Origin of the sequence: Teredinibacter purpureus, assembly GCF_014217335.1 — a bacterium.
In the GTDB taxonomy this organism is placed as follows: domain Bacteria; phylum Pseudomonadota; class Gammaproteobacteria; order Pseudomonadales; family Cellvibrionaceae; genus Teredinibacter; species Teredinibacter purpureus.
Genome location: NZ_CP060092.1, coordinates 2,308,544 through 2,325,676, shown reverse-complemented (window position 1 = coordinate 2,325,676; position 17,133 = coordinate 2,308,544). Strand labels below are relative to the sequence as shown.

17 protein-coding genes are annotated in these 17,133 nt (G+C 46.2%); 4 read left to right on the top strand and 13 right to left on the bottom strand.

The genetic code is table 11. The annotated features are described in order from the left end of the window. Positions 1-86: 86 nt before the first annotated feature. From ccoP to H5647_RS10055, 5 genes are all read right to left on the bottom strand, one after another. Positions 87-989, bottom strand: a complete 903-nt coding sequence (gene ccoP / locus H5647_RS10075) for a cytochrome-c oxidase, cbb3-type subunit III (RefSeq protein ID WP_200911578.1) — start codon at positions 987-989, stop codon at positions 87-89. Between the two features lie 14 nt (positions 990-1,003). Further along, entirely contained in the window at positions 1,004-1,204 is a 201-nt protein-coding gene (locus H5647_RS10070; protein ID WP_045858286.1) for a CcoQ/FixQ family Cbb3-type cytochrome c oxidase assembly chaperone, read from the bottom strand. A gap of 9 nt (positions 1,205-1,213) precedes the next feature. Then, positions 1,214-1,825: a cytochrome-c oxidase, cbb3-type subunit II gene (gene ccoO / locus H5647_RS10065; RefSeq protein WP_045858284.1), complete on the bottom strand. Its 612-nt coding sequence runs from the start codon at positions 1,823-1,825 to the stop codon at positions 1,214-1,216. A 12-nt stretch (positions 1,826-1,837) separates the two neighbouring features. Beyond that, positions 1,838-3,283: a cytochrome-c oxidase, cbb3-type subunit I gene (gene ccoN, locus H5647_RS10060; protein ID WP_045858282.1), complete on the bottom strand. Its 1,446-nt coding sequence runs from the start codon at positions 3,281-3,283 to the stop codon at positions 1,838-1,840. 322 nt (positions 3,284-3,605) lie between these two features. Further along, positions 3,606-4,838, bottom strand: coding sequence for an argininosuccinate synthase (locus H5647_RS10055; protein ID WP_045858280.1), 1,233 nt, complete (start codon positions 4,836-4,838; stop codon positions 3,606-3,608). A gap of 159 nt (positions 4,839-4,997) precedes the next feature. Here H5647_RS10055 and H5647_RS10050 point away from each other — a divergent pair, with 159 nt between their 5' ends. Beyond that, on the top strand, positions 4,998-5,699 hold the full coding sequence (locus H5647_RS10050; protein WP_045858277.1) for an ABC transporter permease: 702 nt from the start codon (positions 4,998-5,000) through the stop codon (positions 5,697-5,699). A 64-nt stretch (positions 5,700-5,763) separates the two neighbouring features. Here H5647_RS10050 and H5647_RS10045 read toward each other — a convergent pair whose 3' ends face one another. Then, positions 5,764-6,705, bottom strand: coding sequence for a MotY family protein (locus tag H5647_RS10045; protein WP_200911646.1), 942 nt, complete (start codon positions 6,703-6,705; stop codon positions 5,764-5,766). 201 nt (positions 6,706-6,906) lie between these two features. On the opposite strand from H5647_RS10045, the gene pyrC reads away from it, so the two are divergent. From pyrC to H5647_RS10030, 3 genes are read left to right on the top strand one after another with little or no spacing between them, the layout of a single operon-like run. Further along, positions 6,907-7,944 carry a dihydroorotase gene (gene pyrC / locus H5647_RS10040; RefSeq protein WP_045858264.1) on the top strand — a complete coding sequence of 346 codons (1,038 nt, stop codon included), beginning with the start codon at positions 6,907-6,909 and terminating at the stop codon, positions 7,942-7,944. A 29-nt stretch (positions 7,945-7,973) separates the two neighbouring features. Beyond that, the gene (gene rnt, locus H5647_RS10035; protein ID WP_045858262.1) at positions 7,974-8,723 is read left to right on the top strand and encodes a ribonuclease T; all 750 of its coding nucleotides are present in this window, start codon (positions 7,974-7,976) and stop codon (positions 8,721-8,723) included. Between the two features lie 2 nt (positions 8,724-8,725). After that, positions 8,726-9,007 (top strand): hypothetical protein, encoded by a 282-nt coding sequence (locus tag H5647_RS10030; RefSeq protein WP_200911645.1) that lies wholly within the window; start codon positions 8,726-8,728, stop codon positions 9,005-9,007. A gap of 136 nt (positions 9,008-9,143) precedes the next feature. Here the strand turns inward: H5647_RS10030 and H5647_RS10025 are convergent, their stop codons facing one another. The 7 genes from H5647_RS10025 to H5647_RS10000 all read right to left on the bottom strand — a co-directional run bounded on the left by H5647_RS10025 (position 9,144) and on the right by H5647_RS10000 (position 17,031). Continuing rightward, the gene (locus H5647_RS10025; protein WP_045858261.1) at positions 9,144-10,493 is read right to left on the bottom strand and encodes a glycoside hydrolase family 11 protein; all 1,350 of its coding nucleotides are present in this window, start codon (positions 10,491-10,493) and stop codon (positions 9,144-9,146) included. 667 nt (positions 10,494-11,160) lie between these two features. Further along, complete coding sequence (locus tag H5647_RS10020) at positions 11,161-12,093, bottom strand: polysaccharide deacetylase family protein (RefSeq protein WP_052691985.1); 933 nt, start codon at positions 12,091-12,093, stop codon at positions 11,161-11,163. After that, positions 12,090-12,497: a GtrA family protein gene (locus tag H5647_RS10015; RefSeq protein ID WP_236074859.1), complete on the bottom strand. Its 408-nt coding sequence runs from the start codon at positions 12,495-12,497 to the stop codon at positions 12,090-12,092. The genes H5647_RS10020 and H5647_RS10015 overlap by 4 nt, the downstream gene beginning before the upstream one ends. A 25-nt stretch (positions 12,498-12,522) precedes the next feature. Next, positions 12,523-13,485 carry a glycosyltransferase family 2 protein gene (locus tag H5647_RS10010; RefSeq protein WP_045858259.1) on the bottom strand — a complete coding sequence of 321 codons (963 nt, stop codon included), beginning with the start codon at positions 13,483-13,485 and terminating at the stop codon, positions 12,523-12,525. Between the two features lie 39 nt (positions 13,486-13,524). Next, the gene (locus H5647_RS22145; RefSeq protein ID WP_236074858.1) at positions 13,525-14,226 is read right to left on the bottom strand and encodes a hypothetical protein; all 702 of its coding nucleotides are present in this window, start codon (positions 14,224-14,226) and stop codon (positions 13,525-13,527) included. Then, positions 14,219-15,637 carry a DUF2298 domain-containing protein gene (locus tag H5647_RS10005; protein ID WP_236074856.1) on the bottom strand — a complete coding sequence of 473 codons (1,419 nt, stop codon included), beginning with the start codon at positions 15,635-15,637 and terminating at the stop codon, positions 14,219-14,221. The genes H5647_RS22145 and H5647_RS10005 overlap by 8 nt, the downstream gene beginning before the upstream one ends. Before the next feature lie 68 nt (positions 15,638-15,705). Further along, complete coding sequence (locus tag H5647_RS10000) at positions 15,706-17,031, bottom strand: Dol-P-Glc:Glc(2)Man(9)GlcNAc(2)-PP-Dol alpha-1,2-glucosyltransferase (protein ID WP_045858257.1); 1,326 nt, start codon at positions 17,029-17,031, stop codon at positions 15,706-15,708. Positions 17,032-17,133 lie beyond the last annotated feature (102 nt).

The window sequence follows — 17,133 nt, the reverse complement described above, 5'->3', positions numbered from 1 at the left end:
TAAGCCTTACGAACAAATGATTCTGCCGCACGAAACACTACTGCGAAAACTCACTTAAGAGATTTCGCAGTTCTGAATGCTATAACCTATTCATCGTAATCGAACGATAACGAATACACATAGGCTGCTAACAGATGGATTTTATCTGCGCGTAGCATATCACTTTGCGCGGGCATTTTGTTTGCCAAACCGTTCCGAACAGAATGTTGAATACCTTCACGAGAACCGTCATACAGCCAATCATCATCCGTCAAATTGGGCGCTCCAAGCAATTTATTACCCGTAGCATCACCGTTATGGCACGCTGCACAATTTTGGGTGAAAACAGTTTCACCGGTTTCGGCTAGTACCGTATCGTATTCTTGACCAGACGTTTTTAAAACGTATTCACTCACGGCAACAACATTTGATTCACCTATTATATCGCCCCACGCAGGCATAGCACCTTCACGACCATCGCGAATACTAGTAAGAATCTCATCGGGGCTACCGCCGTGTAACCATGCATTATCGGTAAGGTTAGGGAAGCCAAAGTTTCCGCCAGCATCCGCTCCGTGACAAACTGCGCAGTTATTCGCAAATAAGCGCACGCCCATTTTCATTGCGCGCCCGTCGTGCACAAGTTCTTCTAGTGGCATTTGCGAATAAACACCAAATGTTTCGGCTAGATCTGCCTGTGCCTTTTCTTGGTCCATGCGTAACTCGCCGGTAGAGCTCCACCCCAATAGACCTTTAAAACTACCCATACCCGGGTACAACACAAGGTAAATAGCCGCATAGATAAGCGTGATAACAAACAAGATAAACCACCAGCGCGGCAATGGATTATCGTATTCCTCAATACCATCGTATACATGGCCCGTTGTTTTGTTTTCGGGATCTTCGTCATCCCGTATAGCCACTTTGCGGTTGGCAAACAACACCCAGCAAACCAATGCTAAACATAAGGATGTCAGCACAATAATCCATAAACTCCAAAATGTACTCATAATCAACCCTGCCCTTATTTTTGGTCAGCGGACTGAAGATTAAGGTCTTCAGTTTTCTGTTGTTCTGTTGCCTTCGGCTCTTCGTCAGCAAACGGTAAATTTGCCGCGTCCTCAAACCCCTGTTTACGCCTTGGCGAAAACGCCCACCAGCAAATACCCGCAAACGCAACCGTCACCAGCACCACAGATAGACTTCTTAAATCATTAATATCCATTGTTTTGACCTAACGTTTGTGCGTTAACAGAGTGCCTAATTGTTGCAAATAGGCCACCAATGCATCCACTTCAGTGGTACCCGCCACCGCCTGTTCTGCGCCCGCAATATCTTCCGCGGTATAAGGCACGCCCACAAATTTTAGCGCTTCCATTTTGGTCGCGGTTTGTTTGCCGTCGATCACAGCATCAAACAGCCACGGAAACGCTGGCATGTTGGATTCCGGCACGGCATTGCGCGGATTGTATAAATGCAATTTATGCCACGTATCACTGTATCGCTTACCCACACGCGCTAAATCTGGGCCGGTACGCTTTGATCCCCATAAGAAGGGGTGCTCATAAACGGATTCGCCAGCAACAGAGTAATGACCGTAACGCTCTACCTCTGCGCGTAGTGGGCGTACCATCTGTGTATGGCACACATGACAGCCCTCACGAATATAAATATCGCGCCCTTCAAGTTGAACCGCCGTTAATGGCATTAAGCCTTCTACAGGCTCGGTGGTTTCCTCAAGGAAAAACTGAGGTACTAATTGCACCAAACCACCAAAACTAATGGCCACGGCAACCAACACCACCATTAAACCTACATTTTTTTCTACAAGGTCATGATTTTTCATTGTGGCTTCCCCTTAGGCAACTTGTGGCTCGGCGCCTAGCGGCGCTTCATCCGCGGGCTCTTCTTCAACGATGGTTTTATACGCGTTATAGGCCATGATTAGCATTCCAACGAGGAAAATAAATCCGCCTAGAAAACGCACAAAATAGCCCGGATAACTCGCCTCTACAGAGGCCGCAAAACTATACGTCAGGGTGCCATCGGCGTTAAAGGCTCGCCACATTAAACCCTGCATAATGCCATTCACCCACATCGCGCAGATATACAAAACAGTACCAATGGTGGACAACCAGAAATGAATATTCACTAACTGAATACTCCACATACGAGCGCGACTAAAGAGCACCGGCAATAAATGATAGACCGCCCCGATCGATATCATTGCAACCCACCCCAACGCACCAGAGTGCACGTGCCCAATCGTCCAATCGGTATCATGAGAGAGCGCGTTAACAGTTTTGATAGACATCATTGGTCCCTCAAATGTCGACATCCCATAAAAAGATAACGACACGACAAGAAAGCGCAGCGTTGGGTCTGTTCGCAATTTATCCCATGCACCCGAGAGCGTCATAATACCGTTAATCATACCGCCCCAACTGGGCGCTAATAAGACTAATGACATCACCATACCTAACGATTGCGCCCAATCAGGCAACGCCGAATAATGTAAGTGGTGAGGCCCCGCCCAAATATAAATGGCAATTAACGCCCAAAAATGAACGATAGAAAGCTGGTAGGAAAATACTGGCCGACCCGCTTGCTTTGGTACAAAGTAATACATCATGCCCAGAAAACCTGCGGTTAAAAAGAACCCTACGGCATTGTGGCCATACCACCACTGGATCATTGCGTCCATTGCACCCGCATAAGCCGAATACGACTTTGTCAGCGAAATAGGGACTGCCATGCTGTTCACAACATGTAACAACGCAACCGTGATAATAAAGGCCCCAAAAAACCAATTAGCCACGTAAATGTGCGATGTTTTACGCATCACAATGGTGCCAAAAAATACGATTCCGTACGCCACCCACACAAAAGTAATCAAAATATCGATGGGCCATTCAAGCTCGGCATATTCTTTTGCTGAGGTATACCCCATAGGCAACGTAATGGCCGCAAGCACGATCACTAATTGCCATCCCCAAAACACAAAGGGGATTAGAAAACCGCCGAAAAGTTTAGCCTGACACGTTCGCTGAACAACATAGAAAGACGTCGCAAATAGCGCACAACCACCAAAGGCAAAGATTACCGCATTCGTGTGGAGCGGTCGCAAACGCCCAAAATGCGAATACGGTTGCAGAATATCATTCAATTCTGGCCACATAAGTTGTGCTGCCAGCAGCACGCCCACTGCCATACCAACAATACCCCATACAATAGTCATAATCGTAAACTGACGAACGACCTTGTAGTTGTAGAGTGGCTGCTCAGTTGCCAAGCCATTGCTCATAGTGTGTTCCTACGTTATTTAAGTTTGGATACGAAATAAGGTTTAAGTCATTCATAAACTACCAAAGCCCTCTGCTTTTTCCAACAGAACAGACAAGCCCACATAAAGGGTAAGGAATTGTCATTTTACAGGCTGCAATTACGGATGATTATAGGCTCTCAGCACGATCTCTGTTTGATCACGATCAATCGACGCGAAAAACCACTCAAACATCAGAACGTTTCAGTGGTTTTTTTATTGCAAGGAGGCTGAATGCGGGGAAGACATTAATAGAACCGCGTAGAACCGAGCACCGCCGAAAGCCGTACTCGGGAAGTACATACTAGTCTAGTTTGCGCCCCTTCTGGGCCGCTATGCGCATGCGTAGCGCGTTAAGTTTAATGAAACCGGCCGCATCTTTCTGGTCGTATGCACCAGCGTCGTCTTCAAACGTTGCAATACTTTCATCAAACAAACTATCCGCAGAACGACGGCCAACCACACTTACAGAACCTTTGTACAATTTCAATCGAACCTCACCATTAACCGATTCTTGGCTGTTATCAATGAGGGCTTGCAACATTTTACGTTCGGGGCTCCACCAGTAACCGTTGTACACTAACTCAGCATATTTGGGCATTATTGAATCTTTAAGGTGTGCGGCTTCACGATCAAGGGTCAACGACTCAATAGCGCGATGTGCGGGCAACAATATAGTGCCCCCTGGTGTTTCATAACAGCCTCGAGACTTCATTCCCACGTAACGGTTTTCAACGATATCTAATCGACCAATTCCGTGTGCGCCACCTTTCTTGTTAAGTGTTTCCAGTACGGTTGCCGGTGACATTGCTTCACCGTTAATTGCCACAACGTCACCTTTTTCAAAGGTAAGTTCGATATATTCGGGGGTATCAGGCGCTTCTTCTGGGGATACCGTCCAACGCCACATATCGGGCTCGGCTTCCTCCCAAGGATCTTCCAAAATATCGCCTTCATAGGAAATATGTAAAAGGTTGGCATCCATAGAATAAGGGGATTTTTTACTCGCTTTCGCGAAATCAACAGGGATGTCACGCTCTTTACAATACGCCATAAGCGTTTCGCGCGAGGTTAAATCCCATTCACGCCAAGGCGCTATAATGTGTATCCCAGGCTGTAACGCGTAGGCGCCTAGCTCAAACCGCACCTGATCATTACCTTTACCCGTAGCGCCATGACAAATCGCATCGGCCCCGGTTTCTTTCACAATTTCAACTAAACGCTTAGAAATTAACGGGCGAGCGATGGATGTACCAAGTAAATATTCGCCTTCATAAATAGCGTTAGCGCGAAACATTGGAAACACGTAGTCGCGAACAAATTCTTCGCGTAAGTCTTCAATGTAAATTTCTTTTATACCCATCGCCTGAGCTTTGGCGCGAGCGGGTTCAACTTCTTCACCTTGACCAATATCGGCAGTGAAGGTGACAACTTCACACTCGTACGTCTCTTCCAACCAACGAATGATCACGGATGTATCAAGGCCGCCGGAATAGGCGAGAACAACTTTTTTGATTGAAGACTTATCTACGGACATGGAAACTCCACAAATGGATAGGTTAGGATCTGAAGGCCGCGAATTTTATATGGAAGCTTGGCCAAGGCCAAGTGCTAAGCGTAAAAGAACCCGCAAACACACAGTTTAGGCGTTTATTCACCACTATTTTGCCTAAAAGGCCCTTAATGGAATTTGACCATGATCAGCCTATCGCCATTCGACACGTTACTTTCTACACTTCCGCTGTTGGTTGCCATCGTAATTTACCAATGGAAGCTGAGCCATTGTCGTGATTTGATCATTGCCAGCGCACGCATGGTGCTGCAATTAATCGCGATGGGGTACCTTCTCGCGCTGCTATTCGACTACCAATGGGGGTTAATCGGCCTTGCGATCATTATTTTCATGACACTTGTTTCGGCCGCTATTGCGATTCGGCCGTTAAAAAATCGATCAATAGTGCATTTTAATGTGGCCGTTCTCGCACTTTTCGTTGCCGGAAGCGCGCATTTACTGTGGATAATTGTGGTGGTGCTAAAGCTGTCGCCTTGGTATCAACCGCAAATTGTCATTCCTCTTGCAGGAATGGTGTTCGCTAATGGTATGAACAGCCTAAGCTTAGGGGCAGAACGTTACGAGGCAGAACACGCGCGCAATAGTACGCAGGCTGGTGCCATCGCCTTCAATGCTGCCATGATTCCGCAAATTAACGCGTTATTAGCCGTAGGGCTGGTGTCGTTACCGGGCATGATGACAGGACAAATTCTTTCGGGTATCTCGCCGTTGGAAGCGGTTCGGTATCAGATAATGGTCATGAGCATGATCGCAGGAACTTCTGCGCTGAGCTTACTGCTGTATTTTAAGGGCTTATCTCACTTTAGCCCGCTAAAAACGGATTGAGGCAAATACCAACCCTCACGCGGACCACAATACTCAGACACGACCCTCAAGCCCGCATAGGCAATCACCCCGCAGAGGCAAGCGGCAATACTTCCAGCTCTTCCACCTTTTCCATACGTACCGTTACGCGCCGATTTTTTGCTCGGTTTCCCGCAGAATTATTGGATGACACGGGGTATCGTTCACCGTGCCAACGCACCGTAATCCAATCCTCTGGAACGCCCCTAGCTGTTAGATACTGGCTCACCATTTCGGCCCGCATTTTCGAAAGTTCAAGATTTTCAGCCCTATCGCCAAAGGCGTCCGTATGGCCATCAATATAAAACAATCGAATTTTTGGGTCATGTTTTACCAGTGCGAGCATTTTATCGATTTGTGCCAACATCTTATGACTAAGCTCTTCAGGGTTGCCGGGAGGAAAATACAATGCTGTACGCCTTACCTGATCAAAACTGGCAGGTAATAGGCCTCCCAAACAACTCAAATACTTTCGATACGCTTCCCTAAAACCAATGCTCGTCAGCCGCACTTCTGAGGGGGCAGAATGGGGCGGCTCAAACCAGCGATCTTTTGTAAACGCCAGTTCACGGCCTTCGTGAAGTTGCGCCAACATACTCTCAGCATAATCACTACCTTTCCAAAAAGGCTTAGCCCCGCGTTTTAGTGATATTGCACCAAAATCAAAAGGAGGCTCTTCCGGCATCCATACGGGCGATTGCGCCACCAAGGTGGCCGTTCCCGCCTTAAAACGCGCAGGTTGCGACTGTAGAAAAACACACGAGCTATGTCCCGCCCTAGTCTCAAACACGACCTTTCCAAAATAGGGCACTCGCTGCTCAATACTGCATTCAAATACTGACGTATAAGCTTGCCACTGGCCATCATTGATAGCATTTGTGTATTCAGTTGCTGCCATCACCCAAGGCGCGCACAGCATTGCGCAGCAGCCTCCAGCAACAAACCAACGCTTACCTACACCGTATAGCCGTTGTTTAACTCTTTCCATATTCAACTAACCTCAGCCGCTGCGCGGCAGGCAGCGCGTTACCATAATTTCATCATCCAATTACACCTACAGTGGTTATCGGCCAAAACTGCGGTAGCTTAAGACACGACCAGTGCAAGACTCTCTGTTTTCCGGTAGCATTCGCTCCACTAACACCGCAGCTCGCGGGCAAGCACACGCTTTAGGATAGATGCAGTTTCCATGACAGACACCCTCACGCTTACCACACCAGACGACTGGCACATTCACCTGCGAGACGGCGAAGCCCTTCGCACGACGGTTCCACACGCAGCAAGTCGTTTTTCGCGGGCAATAATTATGCCCAACCTTGTTCCGCCAGTGATGAACGCAACCCAAGCGCTAGCGTATAAAACCCGCATTAAAGCCGCTCGGCCAGAAGGCAGTACATTTGAGCCTCTTATGGTGCTTTACCTAACCGACAACACTAGCGCGCAAGATATCATTGATGCGAAAGCAGCCGGAGTAGTTGCCTGTAAGCTTTACCCCGCAGGCGCAACAACCAATTCAGATTCGGGTGTTACCCATATCAAGCATTTATATCCAGCGCTAGAGGCCATGCAAGCGCACCAAGTTCCGCTACTGTTACATGGCGAAGTAACCGATGCCGACATTGATATTTTTGACCGAGAAGCCGCGTTTATAGACCGAACTTTAGCCCCCTTAGTGCTCGACTTCCCCGCGCTAAAAATTGTACTCGAGCACATAACAACGGCCCAAGCCGCTCAGTTCGTGGCTGCTGCCTCCACTAATATTGCGGCCACCATTACGGCACACCATTTACTCTATAACCGCAATCATATGCTCGCAGGCGGCATTCGCCCGCACTATTATTGCCTACCCATCCTTAAGCGTCAGAGCCATCAACAAGCACTAATTGCCGCCGCTACCAGCGCAAGCCCTAAATTTTTCTTAGGCACCGATTCTGCTCCTCACGCAAAAAATAAAAAAGAAACCGCCTGTGGATGCGCCGGTAGTTACACTGCTTTTGCCGCAATTGAACTGTATGCACAAGCCTTTGAGGACAACAACGCGCTCGACAAGCTTGAAGCGTTCGCGAGTTTTTACGGCCCCGATTTTTACGCATTACCGCGAAATACCGGCACCATTACGCTAGAGAGAAAAGAATGGACGGTTCCAACAACTCTCCACTATGGCGACGAGCAGTTAGTACCCGTAAAAGCAGGCGAAACGCTTAACTGGCAATTGCAGCAACAATAACAATTTAACCAACCCATACTGAGAGTTTTGTGAGCGACACCCAACCCCAAACCAGCCCAGAAGAAAAACAGAAAACCCCCATTGCCTTGCGCTTTAGAGGCTTTTTACCTGTCATTATTGACGTCGAAACCGGCGGCTTTAACTGTGCTACCGACGCCCTACTTGAAATAGCCGCTGTTACATTACAAATGGAAGAAGACGGCACTTTAGTGCGCCACGAAACGTTCGAATTTCACGTTGACCCATTTGAAGGAGCGAACATAGAACAAACAGCTCTGGACTTTACTGGAATCAATCTCGATTGCGAAGACCGACACTCCGTTCCAGAACAGATTGCACTCGGCGAGGTATTTCAAGCCGTACGTAAAGCAGTTAAAACCACCGGCTGCAACCGCGCGGTATTAGTTGGCCATAATGCACATTTCGATTTGGGTTTTCTAAATGCGGCCTCGAGTAGATGCGATATAAAACGTAACCCGTTTCACCCCTTTTCCTGCATGGACACCGCAAGCCTTTCCGGCCTTGCGTTCGGCCATACCGTGCTGGCAACCAGCTGCAAACGCGCGAATATTGAATTCAATAATAGCGAAGCACACTCTGCCGCCTACGATGCAGAAAAAACCGCAGATTTATTTTGCACCATTGTTAATAAATGGAAAGCACTGGGCGGCTGGCCGCTTCCTGCTGAGAGCGATACCGCCACAGCGCCCGACACAACACCAGCACCCGACACAACACAAAGTGACCACGCAACGCTTACCGAAAACAATGAGGAATAACAGTGGCTTCTGAATGGGTCATCATACTGACGATCACCGGTGGAATTGGTATTGCACTCATGTTCGTCGGCATACTGATAACAGCGCTCACCGCCATAGGCAATCGACATTATTTCTACGGAGCATGTTGTTTACTATGTTTTCCCGTCGCCATCGCCTACTGCCTTCAACACAAAAAGCAGTCGGCCTACCCAGCAAAAATGCTACTGCCGGGCACCGTTTTGACGGCAATAACAGGCGTGCTAGGTTGGTGGCTTTATCACTATTATGGTTTTATCACCTGACTTTAATCGTATTGTTAACACTGCTAACGCATTACCAACCGTGCACCCACATTCCTCTTTTTTATCGCTCCCGAAAACAAAAAAGCCCCAGCTTGATTAAGCCAGGGCTATTAAACACATCAAACATTAACGTTGATTAGTTACAAACAATTCCACCGTTACCAGATTGCCCGTTACACGTACTATCCCCTATACAGCTTGCTGAATTTTCCCAGCCCCAACCACTGGCCTGATTATTACAGCTCGGGTACAAAGAACCGTACCAGTTACACTGACAAGCAGAACCGCCACCTGTTGAACTGGAAGAACTGCTACTCGCAACAGACGAAGAAGATGACGAGCTAGATGACACCGAACCACCGTTACAATTACCGCTAAAGCAATCGCTAGTGCTGCCAAAGCCAATCACACCGCTACAGTGCATAGTCTCTGAATAAGAACCGCCGCCGCACTCACCATCGTAAGTTGCGGTGTTGTATTCCATATCTTCAGCTTGGCGAGTCTCACCATTAACATACACAGAATCCAGAATAACGTCTAAGCCGCTAGAGTCATTGTCGAACTCAACTTCAATGTCGCCACTAGCGTTACCGGTATAAGTGTAGTCTTGGGCGTTAGTGCTCAAGGTCCAATCTGCAACAACGTTACCACCAATAATTAAATTAATATGCTCAGCCCCATCGGTACCGCGAGCACGAACAACGATATCACTTCCGCTCGCACTGCTAGAACTACTCGCGACAGAACTTGAACTACTACTAGAAACACTTGAACTGTTGCCGCCGCCACTAGAACCACCTTCCCATACGGTGATATCTGAACTACCTGAACTCTGGTAGCCTTCAGTTGCCAGCACCATATAGTCATGGCTACCTAAATTCAGGCCTTTACTCGCCCAAAAATCAAAGTGATTACCCACCGTGATCGTGCCACTAATGCTACCAAAACCTTTCTTCGGGGTTCTTACACTGAAATACTGATAAAAGGTTTGGGTACCATCAATTGATGGCTGGTTAACGCGCTGACAACGACGTACATTGTAGGTTGCGCCATCACTTTGAAAGCTGCCGTAGTCCGTTCCGCCACTACAACTAGCAGGGTTATACGAACCATAACTTTCAATAACGTAGTACTCAATTAGTGGGTTTTTTGTCCACCCATACAACGCCAAATAAGAATTTTGTGAACTATCAACACCGTAGTTCCCCGAGTAATTTACAACCTTGCGACCACCAGGGTTCCACCCCTTGCCTCCAACCCAATTATTAGTCCCGTTGCTCCATTGAGAGGTATAACGACCATCTTCACGTAACCCAAAGGTCGCGTCGCCGGAATCTTTCCAGAACGAATAATAAAATCCGTTATGTGTTCCCGTTTGATTAGAGGTGATGGTTTGAGCGTTAGCGGCAGGCACACAAAAAGCGGCCATTGCCAACGCAGCTAAACTGTTCTTCAGCATTTGACTTCGTATTTTGGTAAAAATCATTATTTTTCTCCAGATACACCTATACAATCACAACAGCCCAAAGGGCCAAAACAATTGCAAGGCTGGTCCCGTTTGTTGCAAACAGGCAATATTGATCGAGTGCACTCACGCAATACTCTTATTGTTAAAATTGCGAAGCGGCACAATGTTATCAACTGACCTCCACTTATATAGTCAGTAGAACCATAAGTATATGGTCATTAAAACCATAAGTATAGTACCGCTAAGGCTTCTCGATTAAAGCCTTATAATGTATTTTTATATCAATACGCTAATACTGAAAAATACTCTATAACCACACCCTTAGACGTCAACAACAGCCGACACGGCGTGACTTACAATATTTAGTCGCAGAATGGTCTACCTATAATCCTCTTCGGTGTAAAACGAGTTTACGGCCGTTAAAGCTAGAGATATGGCCTAAGGGATAAACAATAGCGGTGCTACAACGCCAGCGTGAAAAAGTAGGTCCGTTCGAGAGGCTGTTGAGTGAGGTCTTCAACGGCCTGACAAAAAGCACGGAATCAAAAAAATGTGTTTCTGAATGAGATAATGGAAGCAACGTACTAGATTACAACGCCGGATTGAGCCTAAAAGGCTTGATAGCCAAGCGCTACTAGTCGCTGGAAATGAATTTAAAACAACATTCAAACAGTGTCGTACACGATTAATGAGCTAGGGGGGCGTCAATAAATACGTGATGTTTTGAAAACTGTTCGTCCAGATACGCCGTAGATTCAGGAGCAGAACGCAACTCAGGTTCAGGCACGCCTTTAGCGCGAGCCAGCGCGGCTACACGGCCTTGCTTATGGAAGAGAACCTCTGGAACCTTATGAGCAATAGCATCGCTATAAGCCGCTTCTGGGGTAATAATCTTCCAGCCTTTTGCCTTTAAAAAGCGTTGCAATTGGCCGACATAAAGCGCCGCCAAATCATTTTCATGTAATAGCAAAACGTGTTTAGGAGAACGCCCTAGCGTTTTTAACGCTAACTGATCATAAAAAACAATCGACTCCCATAGGAGATTGACGTAGAGGTCGCCAAGGGCTTTATGGTCAATTATTTTACCGCTTGCAACAGCCTTTTGAAAAATACTGTCCATATACCAATCATAATTATCAACCGTAACGTAGCCTAATTGGTAGCCACGCGTCTTCAAATGACTCAATAGCTGGTCCCGTTTAGTCTCGGTCTCACCGTAATGTAAATAAGGTGGTCGATAATAAGCCGTGAACCCATTTTGTTTCGTAAGCAAGGCATGAGCAGTATCAATATCTTTTCGTACATCCTCAATCACCACCGTGTTCGCCGACAAATGGTCGAAACTATGATTCGCAAGAAAATGCCCTGCCGCAACGTAAGCCTCTAAGCGACCTTGTGTTTGCGGCACTATATTTTTACCCAATACAAAAAACAGCGTGCTTTGAATTCCTGCAGCGGCTAAGTTATGAATAAGCCTTTGCGTTCGCTCGTTACCGCTAAAATAGGCCGTATCTTCTCGCGGCGCATCGTCAAAGGTAATGGCTATTTCCCCTGCCGATACTGATAGCACGCTAAAAAAGCAGTAGAAAATTGCACACACGCTAGCCAATAGTTTCAAGGCTTAAATACCCATAACTTACTCAAAACAAATGTCACGATAGGAATGGTGCACACCACCACCGCCAGCGAAAACCGCGCAGGCAGTTGAGCATAGTTTTCTAACCCAACTAACATTAATTCGCTGCACAAAAAGGTGGTAACCGACATAACCGAAAAACGGACAAATAACGCCCAACGAAAAGACTGCTTAAACGTAAAGCGACCATGCCCGAAATAGGACACCAAAACTGCCGACAAGTAACCCAGAAGATTAGCGAAATACAGGCTTAAGTTAAGCCCTTCGTAACTAAAAAGTGCCACTAGGTAATGAGTTAACGTTGCGAGCACACCCACAACACCAAAAACCAATAATTGAACTATTAATTCTCGGCTAAAGGTACGCCGTATAAATGTTATAGGCAAAACGCCTCCTCAGTAAGTGAAAACGTTAGCCCAAACCTATGGTTTCTTCTACCACATACAAAGGCCTATTTTTAACTTCTTTGTAGATGCGCCCAATATATTCGCCCAACAAACCTAAAAAGAACATTTGAATACCACCTAAAAAAAGCACCGCCACCATAATAGAGGCATAACCCGGAACATCGACCCCCATAAACAATGTTTTTGTCACGATAAACATCGCGTAAACAAAGGACGCAACGGAAATCATTAACCCTACATAAATACCCGCTCGAATAGGCATGGTACTAAAAGAGGCTATACCGCTAATGGCAAAGTTCCAGAGTTTCCACATATTAAATTTCGTTTCGCCCTCGGCTCTTTCCGGGCGCTCAAATTCGACCGTTGTACTTTTAAATCCGGGCCAACAAAACAGGCCTTTCATAAATCGATCTTTTTCAGGCAGCCGTTTAATCACGTCAACAACACGACGGTCCATCAACCGATAATCCCCAACATTAGACGGAATATACGTGTCACTCATTTTATTGAATAAAGAATAAAACCATAACGCAGTGTTGCGTTTTACAAGCCCGTCTGATTCGCGCGATGATCGCCGAGCAAAAACAACGCTGAAACCCTCTTCCCATTTTTCGAGCATCTCGAGAATCAGCTCTGGAGGGTCCTGCAAATCAGCATCGATGGGTATTATTGCGTCGCCGGTCGCATAATCCAAAGCGGCCGTCATTGCAGGCTCTTTTCCGAAATTGCGAGAGAATGATATAACTTTTATGCGTGCGTCTTTCTCCGCGTAACTTTTAAGTAACGCTAATGTATTATCCGTAGAGCCATCATTAACACACACTATTTCGAGTTCGTAAGTGACCTCTTTCAACACATTTAAAACTGTCTCAAAAAAAACGGGTATAACACTCGACTCGTTATACATCGGCACCAATAAAGACAGCCTTTTTTTATCGTTATTATTTTCAGCGTTATCATTGTTCATATTATTTTCCGCTTAGCTACTGTTTAGCCCATCAATCGTTTAGTCTACCTTAACCCAGATTCCCGTATGGCGTTGACGAGAATGTTCAAATTCATGCCAAGCAAACCCCTCTTTAATCTGATCGTTTATTACATCAAATTTTGCATTATCACTTCGCGGACTAAAAACAACATATTCCACATCATGGCTTTTTAACCACGCTAATGCGTCTTCTTTCTCGCCTTGATAAAACCGATCAATTTGCTCTTTTAAAATCCACGTTCGCGGCACATTTCCGTGCCATGTTCGCAAATGCGAAGGCCACCCCAACAAAACAGGTTTGCCATTAAAAATACCGTAAATACTAGTGTTGCTGTAGGCATTATCTAACACCGGCTCCAAGACAATTCCATACTCCGCTGCCTCTAAATATTCGAACATCTGCCGGTTCGTTGCATTATTCGTGTACCAGTGATGGCCATCTAAGTCGCCCGCGTAAAATTTCCCGGAATGACGCCAATAACGCTGTAATTCGAAACCCGCTGTTGCTGTAATCACGAACAGTACCATGAGGGTAATATAACGCAGCCACTTCGTTGACGAACTCATCAATAAAGCACCCAGCGAAACAAAGGCTCCCATTTGTATCCAGCCCCACCACTTCATCACCGTATTCGTACGGCTAAAATGCGCCGCGGTGGGGTCATCAATATAAATTAACTCAGAAGCAGCCAGTAAAACCAACCACAAAGCGCTAAACATCCACGCTATTTTTCGTGCTCTGCCTTCCCAAAAAACCGAATGCAATAAGCAATATAACGGGCCACTGCAAGGCAAGAAAACGCGGCCACGGGGTACGCATTTCATCGCTAACGGAAACAACCGGAGTGGGTAACGTGCTAGTTAAAAAACCTGCCATAAAGGGATAAATCAAAAAGCTCCCCGCTACACCCCCGCCTATCAGCCATGCCCAATATATGGGCAACTTGGACAATAAGCGATATGCCATCCACGCCGCGATCAATACAACCAACAAGGGCATTGTCCATGTATTGGTAATAAGCATTAAGGGCACACACAACGTCAAGCCCGCTTGCGCTCGCTTAGACCACGCCTCACTTTCCCGCACACCACCAATAGGCTGAAGTGAAAACAATAGAGCCAACGCTAACGCCAGCAAGAAAAAGCCGCCGAGCGTCGGATGGTAATCCCCTAAAAAATATTGATAACCAAGGTTCTCCGACGGCAAAACCATTTTCTTGCCTTGTATTACCGGCTTTGTGTCAGGAAAAAAAGCACTGGCTAGCGCCTTATTCGAGATAGTACGGTCTTTCATGTCTTTGTCGCGATCACTCCCAATAAAGCGAGCAGCGCCAATAATTAGGTCGCGACTTTGATTGGCCTGAGCTGAATGAAATCGTTGTATCGCTTGCGCTTTCGCATTTTCATTCATACCCGCTTTAACGAACGTAGAATAATTTGGCGAGTCATAAACCAAGCGCAGTAGCGGCGACAAACCATTGCCGCCAAACGCAACTGCACAGGTAAGCAACGCCGCGAGCCCTATTTTCTGATAGTACTTAAACCCAAGCCCAGCAAACATTCTTTGGCCAACGAAGACCACGAGTGTAATGGGTAGCGCACCAAGTAAGCCGAAGCCATAATTATAGGAAGCCCCCGGCGAAAGATTAAGAATACGGCCCAGCAAGGCTGCACCATAATGTTGGAAGGCATAGTAATAATCAAAAAGATGCGGTGGGTTCCAATTATCTACCGCAGGCAAGGTGGCGCCTTGCATATAGTTCGTTATAAAAAATAGATCGGTCATACGCTCTGACGATGGCGTAATAGAAGGAAAAGTAAAACGCCAAAGAAATGCGTAAATAAAAGCTGCCAAGAATATTATTTCGGCAACAATAAATTCGCGACTTTTCACAATTTCTATTTTTTTCCAGAAAAACCATGCCGCAATAGCCATAAAGAGGGGCAACCCCCAATTTAGCGCCCCAAGCCCAACAAAATGTTCAACGAAGAACAGGCTAAGCACGAAAAACACTACACTTACACTTTTTGCGAGAAGGAAGTGCGGACACCAACGGTGTATGGCGAGCGTTGCCCCAGCAAGGCAAAACCAAAGAAATGCAATGGTAAAAATTAAATAGATTGCGAACATAAGATCACTACTTGTTAAGTCGTTATTATTAAAAGTTGTTCATGCGTATGGCTTGAGTATTGGCAGTACTACAAGAAAAACGTTTGCCGTGAAATATTAAACATTACATACGCACACAAGGCTATAAAGCCACCTAAGGTAAGCCCTGTACTCCAAGAAGATATTTTAGGGCGCAACACCAGAAACAGCGTAAGCGCTACCACATAATAGCGCTGCTCGATTAAGGGTAGGGGTACAAAAGACAGTAACGCAAACGGCAGCATTAACAATAGTTGTGGCCCATAGGTACTTTCCCGTACGGCCGTTACAAAACTAAGCGACATCCACGCCATGGGTATAAAGCAGGCAATTTTAATTGGCAAAATATCGCACGTATAATGTAAAAACAGATTATGACGATAGAATTTTAACGCGGTCGTATTGTATTTATGTGGGTGTTCATAGGTATAAAAGTAAACAACAAACAATACCGCCAGTAACGGCAGTATCCACCAATTCGCTACGATCAACCGTTTAATATTCCCTACCTGTTCAACATTGAACGGCAAAAACAGTACGAAAGCGACCAGTAAGAAAAAATACAAATTTGAAAGGTTAAACGAAATAGGGTGCTGCTCTGCATCGCCAACAGCAACGCCTCCGTTCACAACAACAAAGATAACAAAGAGTACAAACACCACTACGAAGTAACTTGTACGCTTAAGAGACTCAATAATAAAAGCTTTATCTAATAGGCCCAACACCACTTCGTCGCCGTCATTTTTCGATAATAATCTAAGGCCAACCGACATTTCTTTTGCCGTACTCAAAATCACGAGGCATGCCGTAAAGGCCGCCCAAATAATGTTTGGTTGACGCATCACCACGGCAACCAAGGCCAACAAGCCCGCCCAAAAGTACTGTTTTTTCCAGGCGCGTTCTATCATGAACAGTACGAACATTAGCGATGGCAAGTCCGTATAGGTCAAGAAAAACAGTGGAAATAAGAAAGGCACAAAGATTAGGAGTAATGTACGAGATTGCGCTTCATTCGGGTAAAAGCAGCGCGTTAGGGCGTACATAGCAGGTATGACACCCGCAGCGAAGACTAAGTGGGCAAACCGCAACCCATTGAGGCTGGTCAATCCCGAAACTTTACCTAAAAACGCCACCACCGCATGATACAGCGGCAACATCGTGACATATTTGAATATTTCATACTGGCCATTAACAAACCAGTTAATTTGAAAACGGTGGACATCTTCATCGCCAATACCAACACTAAGATGGCTGATGGTATTAAACCCCATCATTAATAGTGCGAATATTAACAACCCGAATAGTGCTAACGGCGGCATTCCGATTGCAGACGGGTTCGCTAGAGACGGGGCGATAGGGTTTGCTGGCTTGATCACGGGGAAAACTCTTTGTTGTTATTATTGTGCGTAATGGAAGCCGCCATTATTGTAGTTTTCCCCTATCTGTTCAAGCCATCACCACCCTAACCGTGATACCAA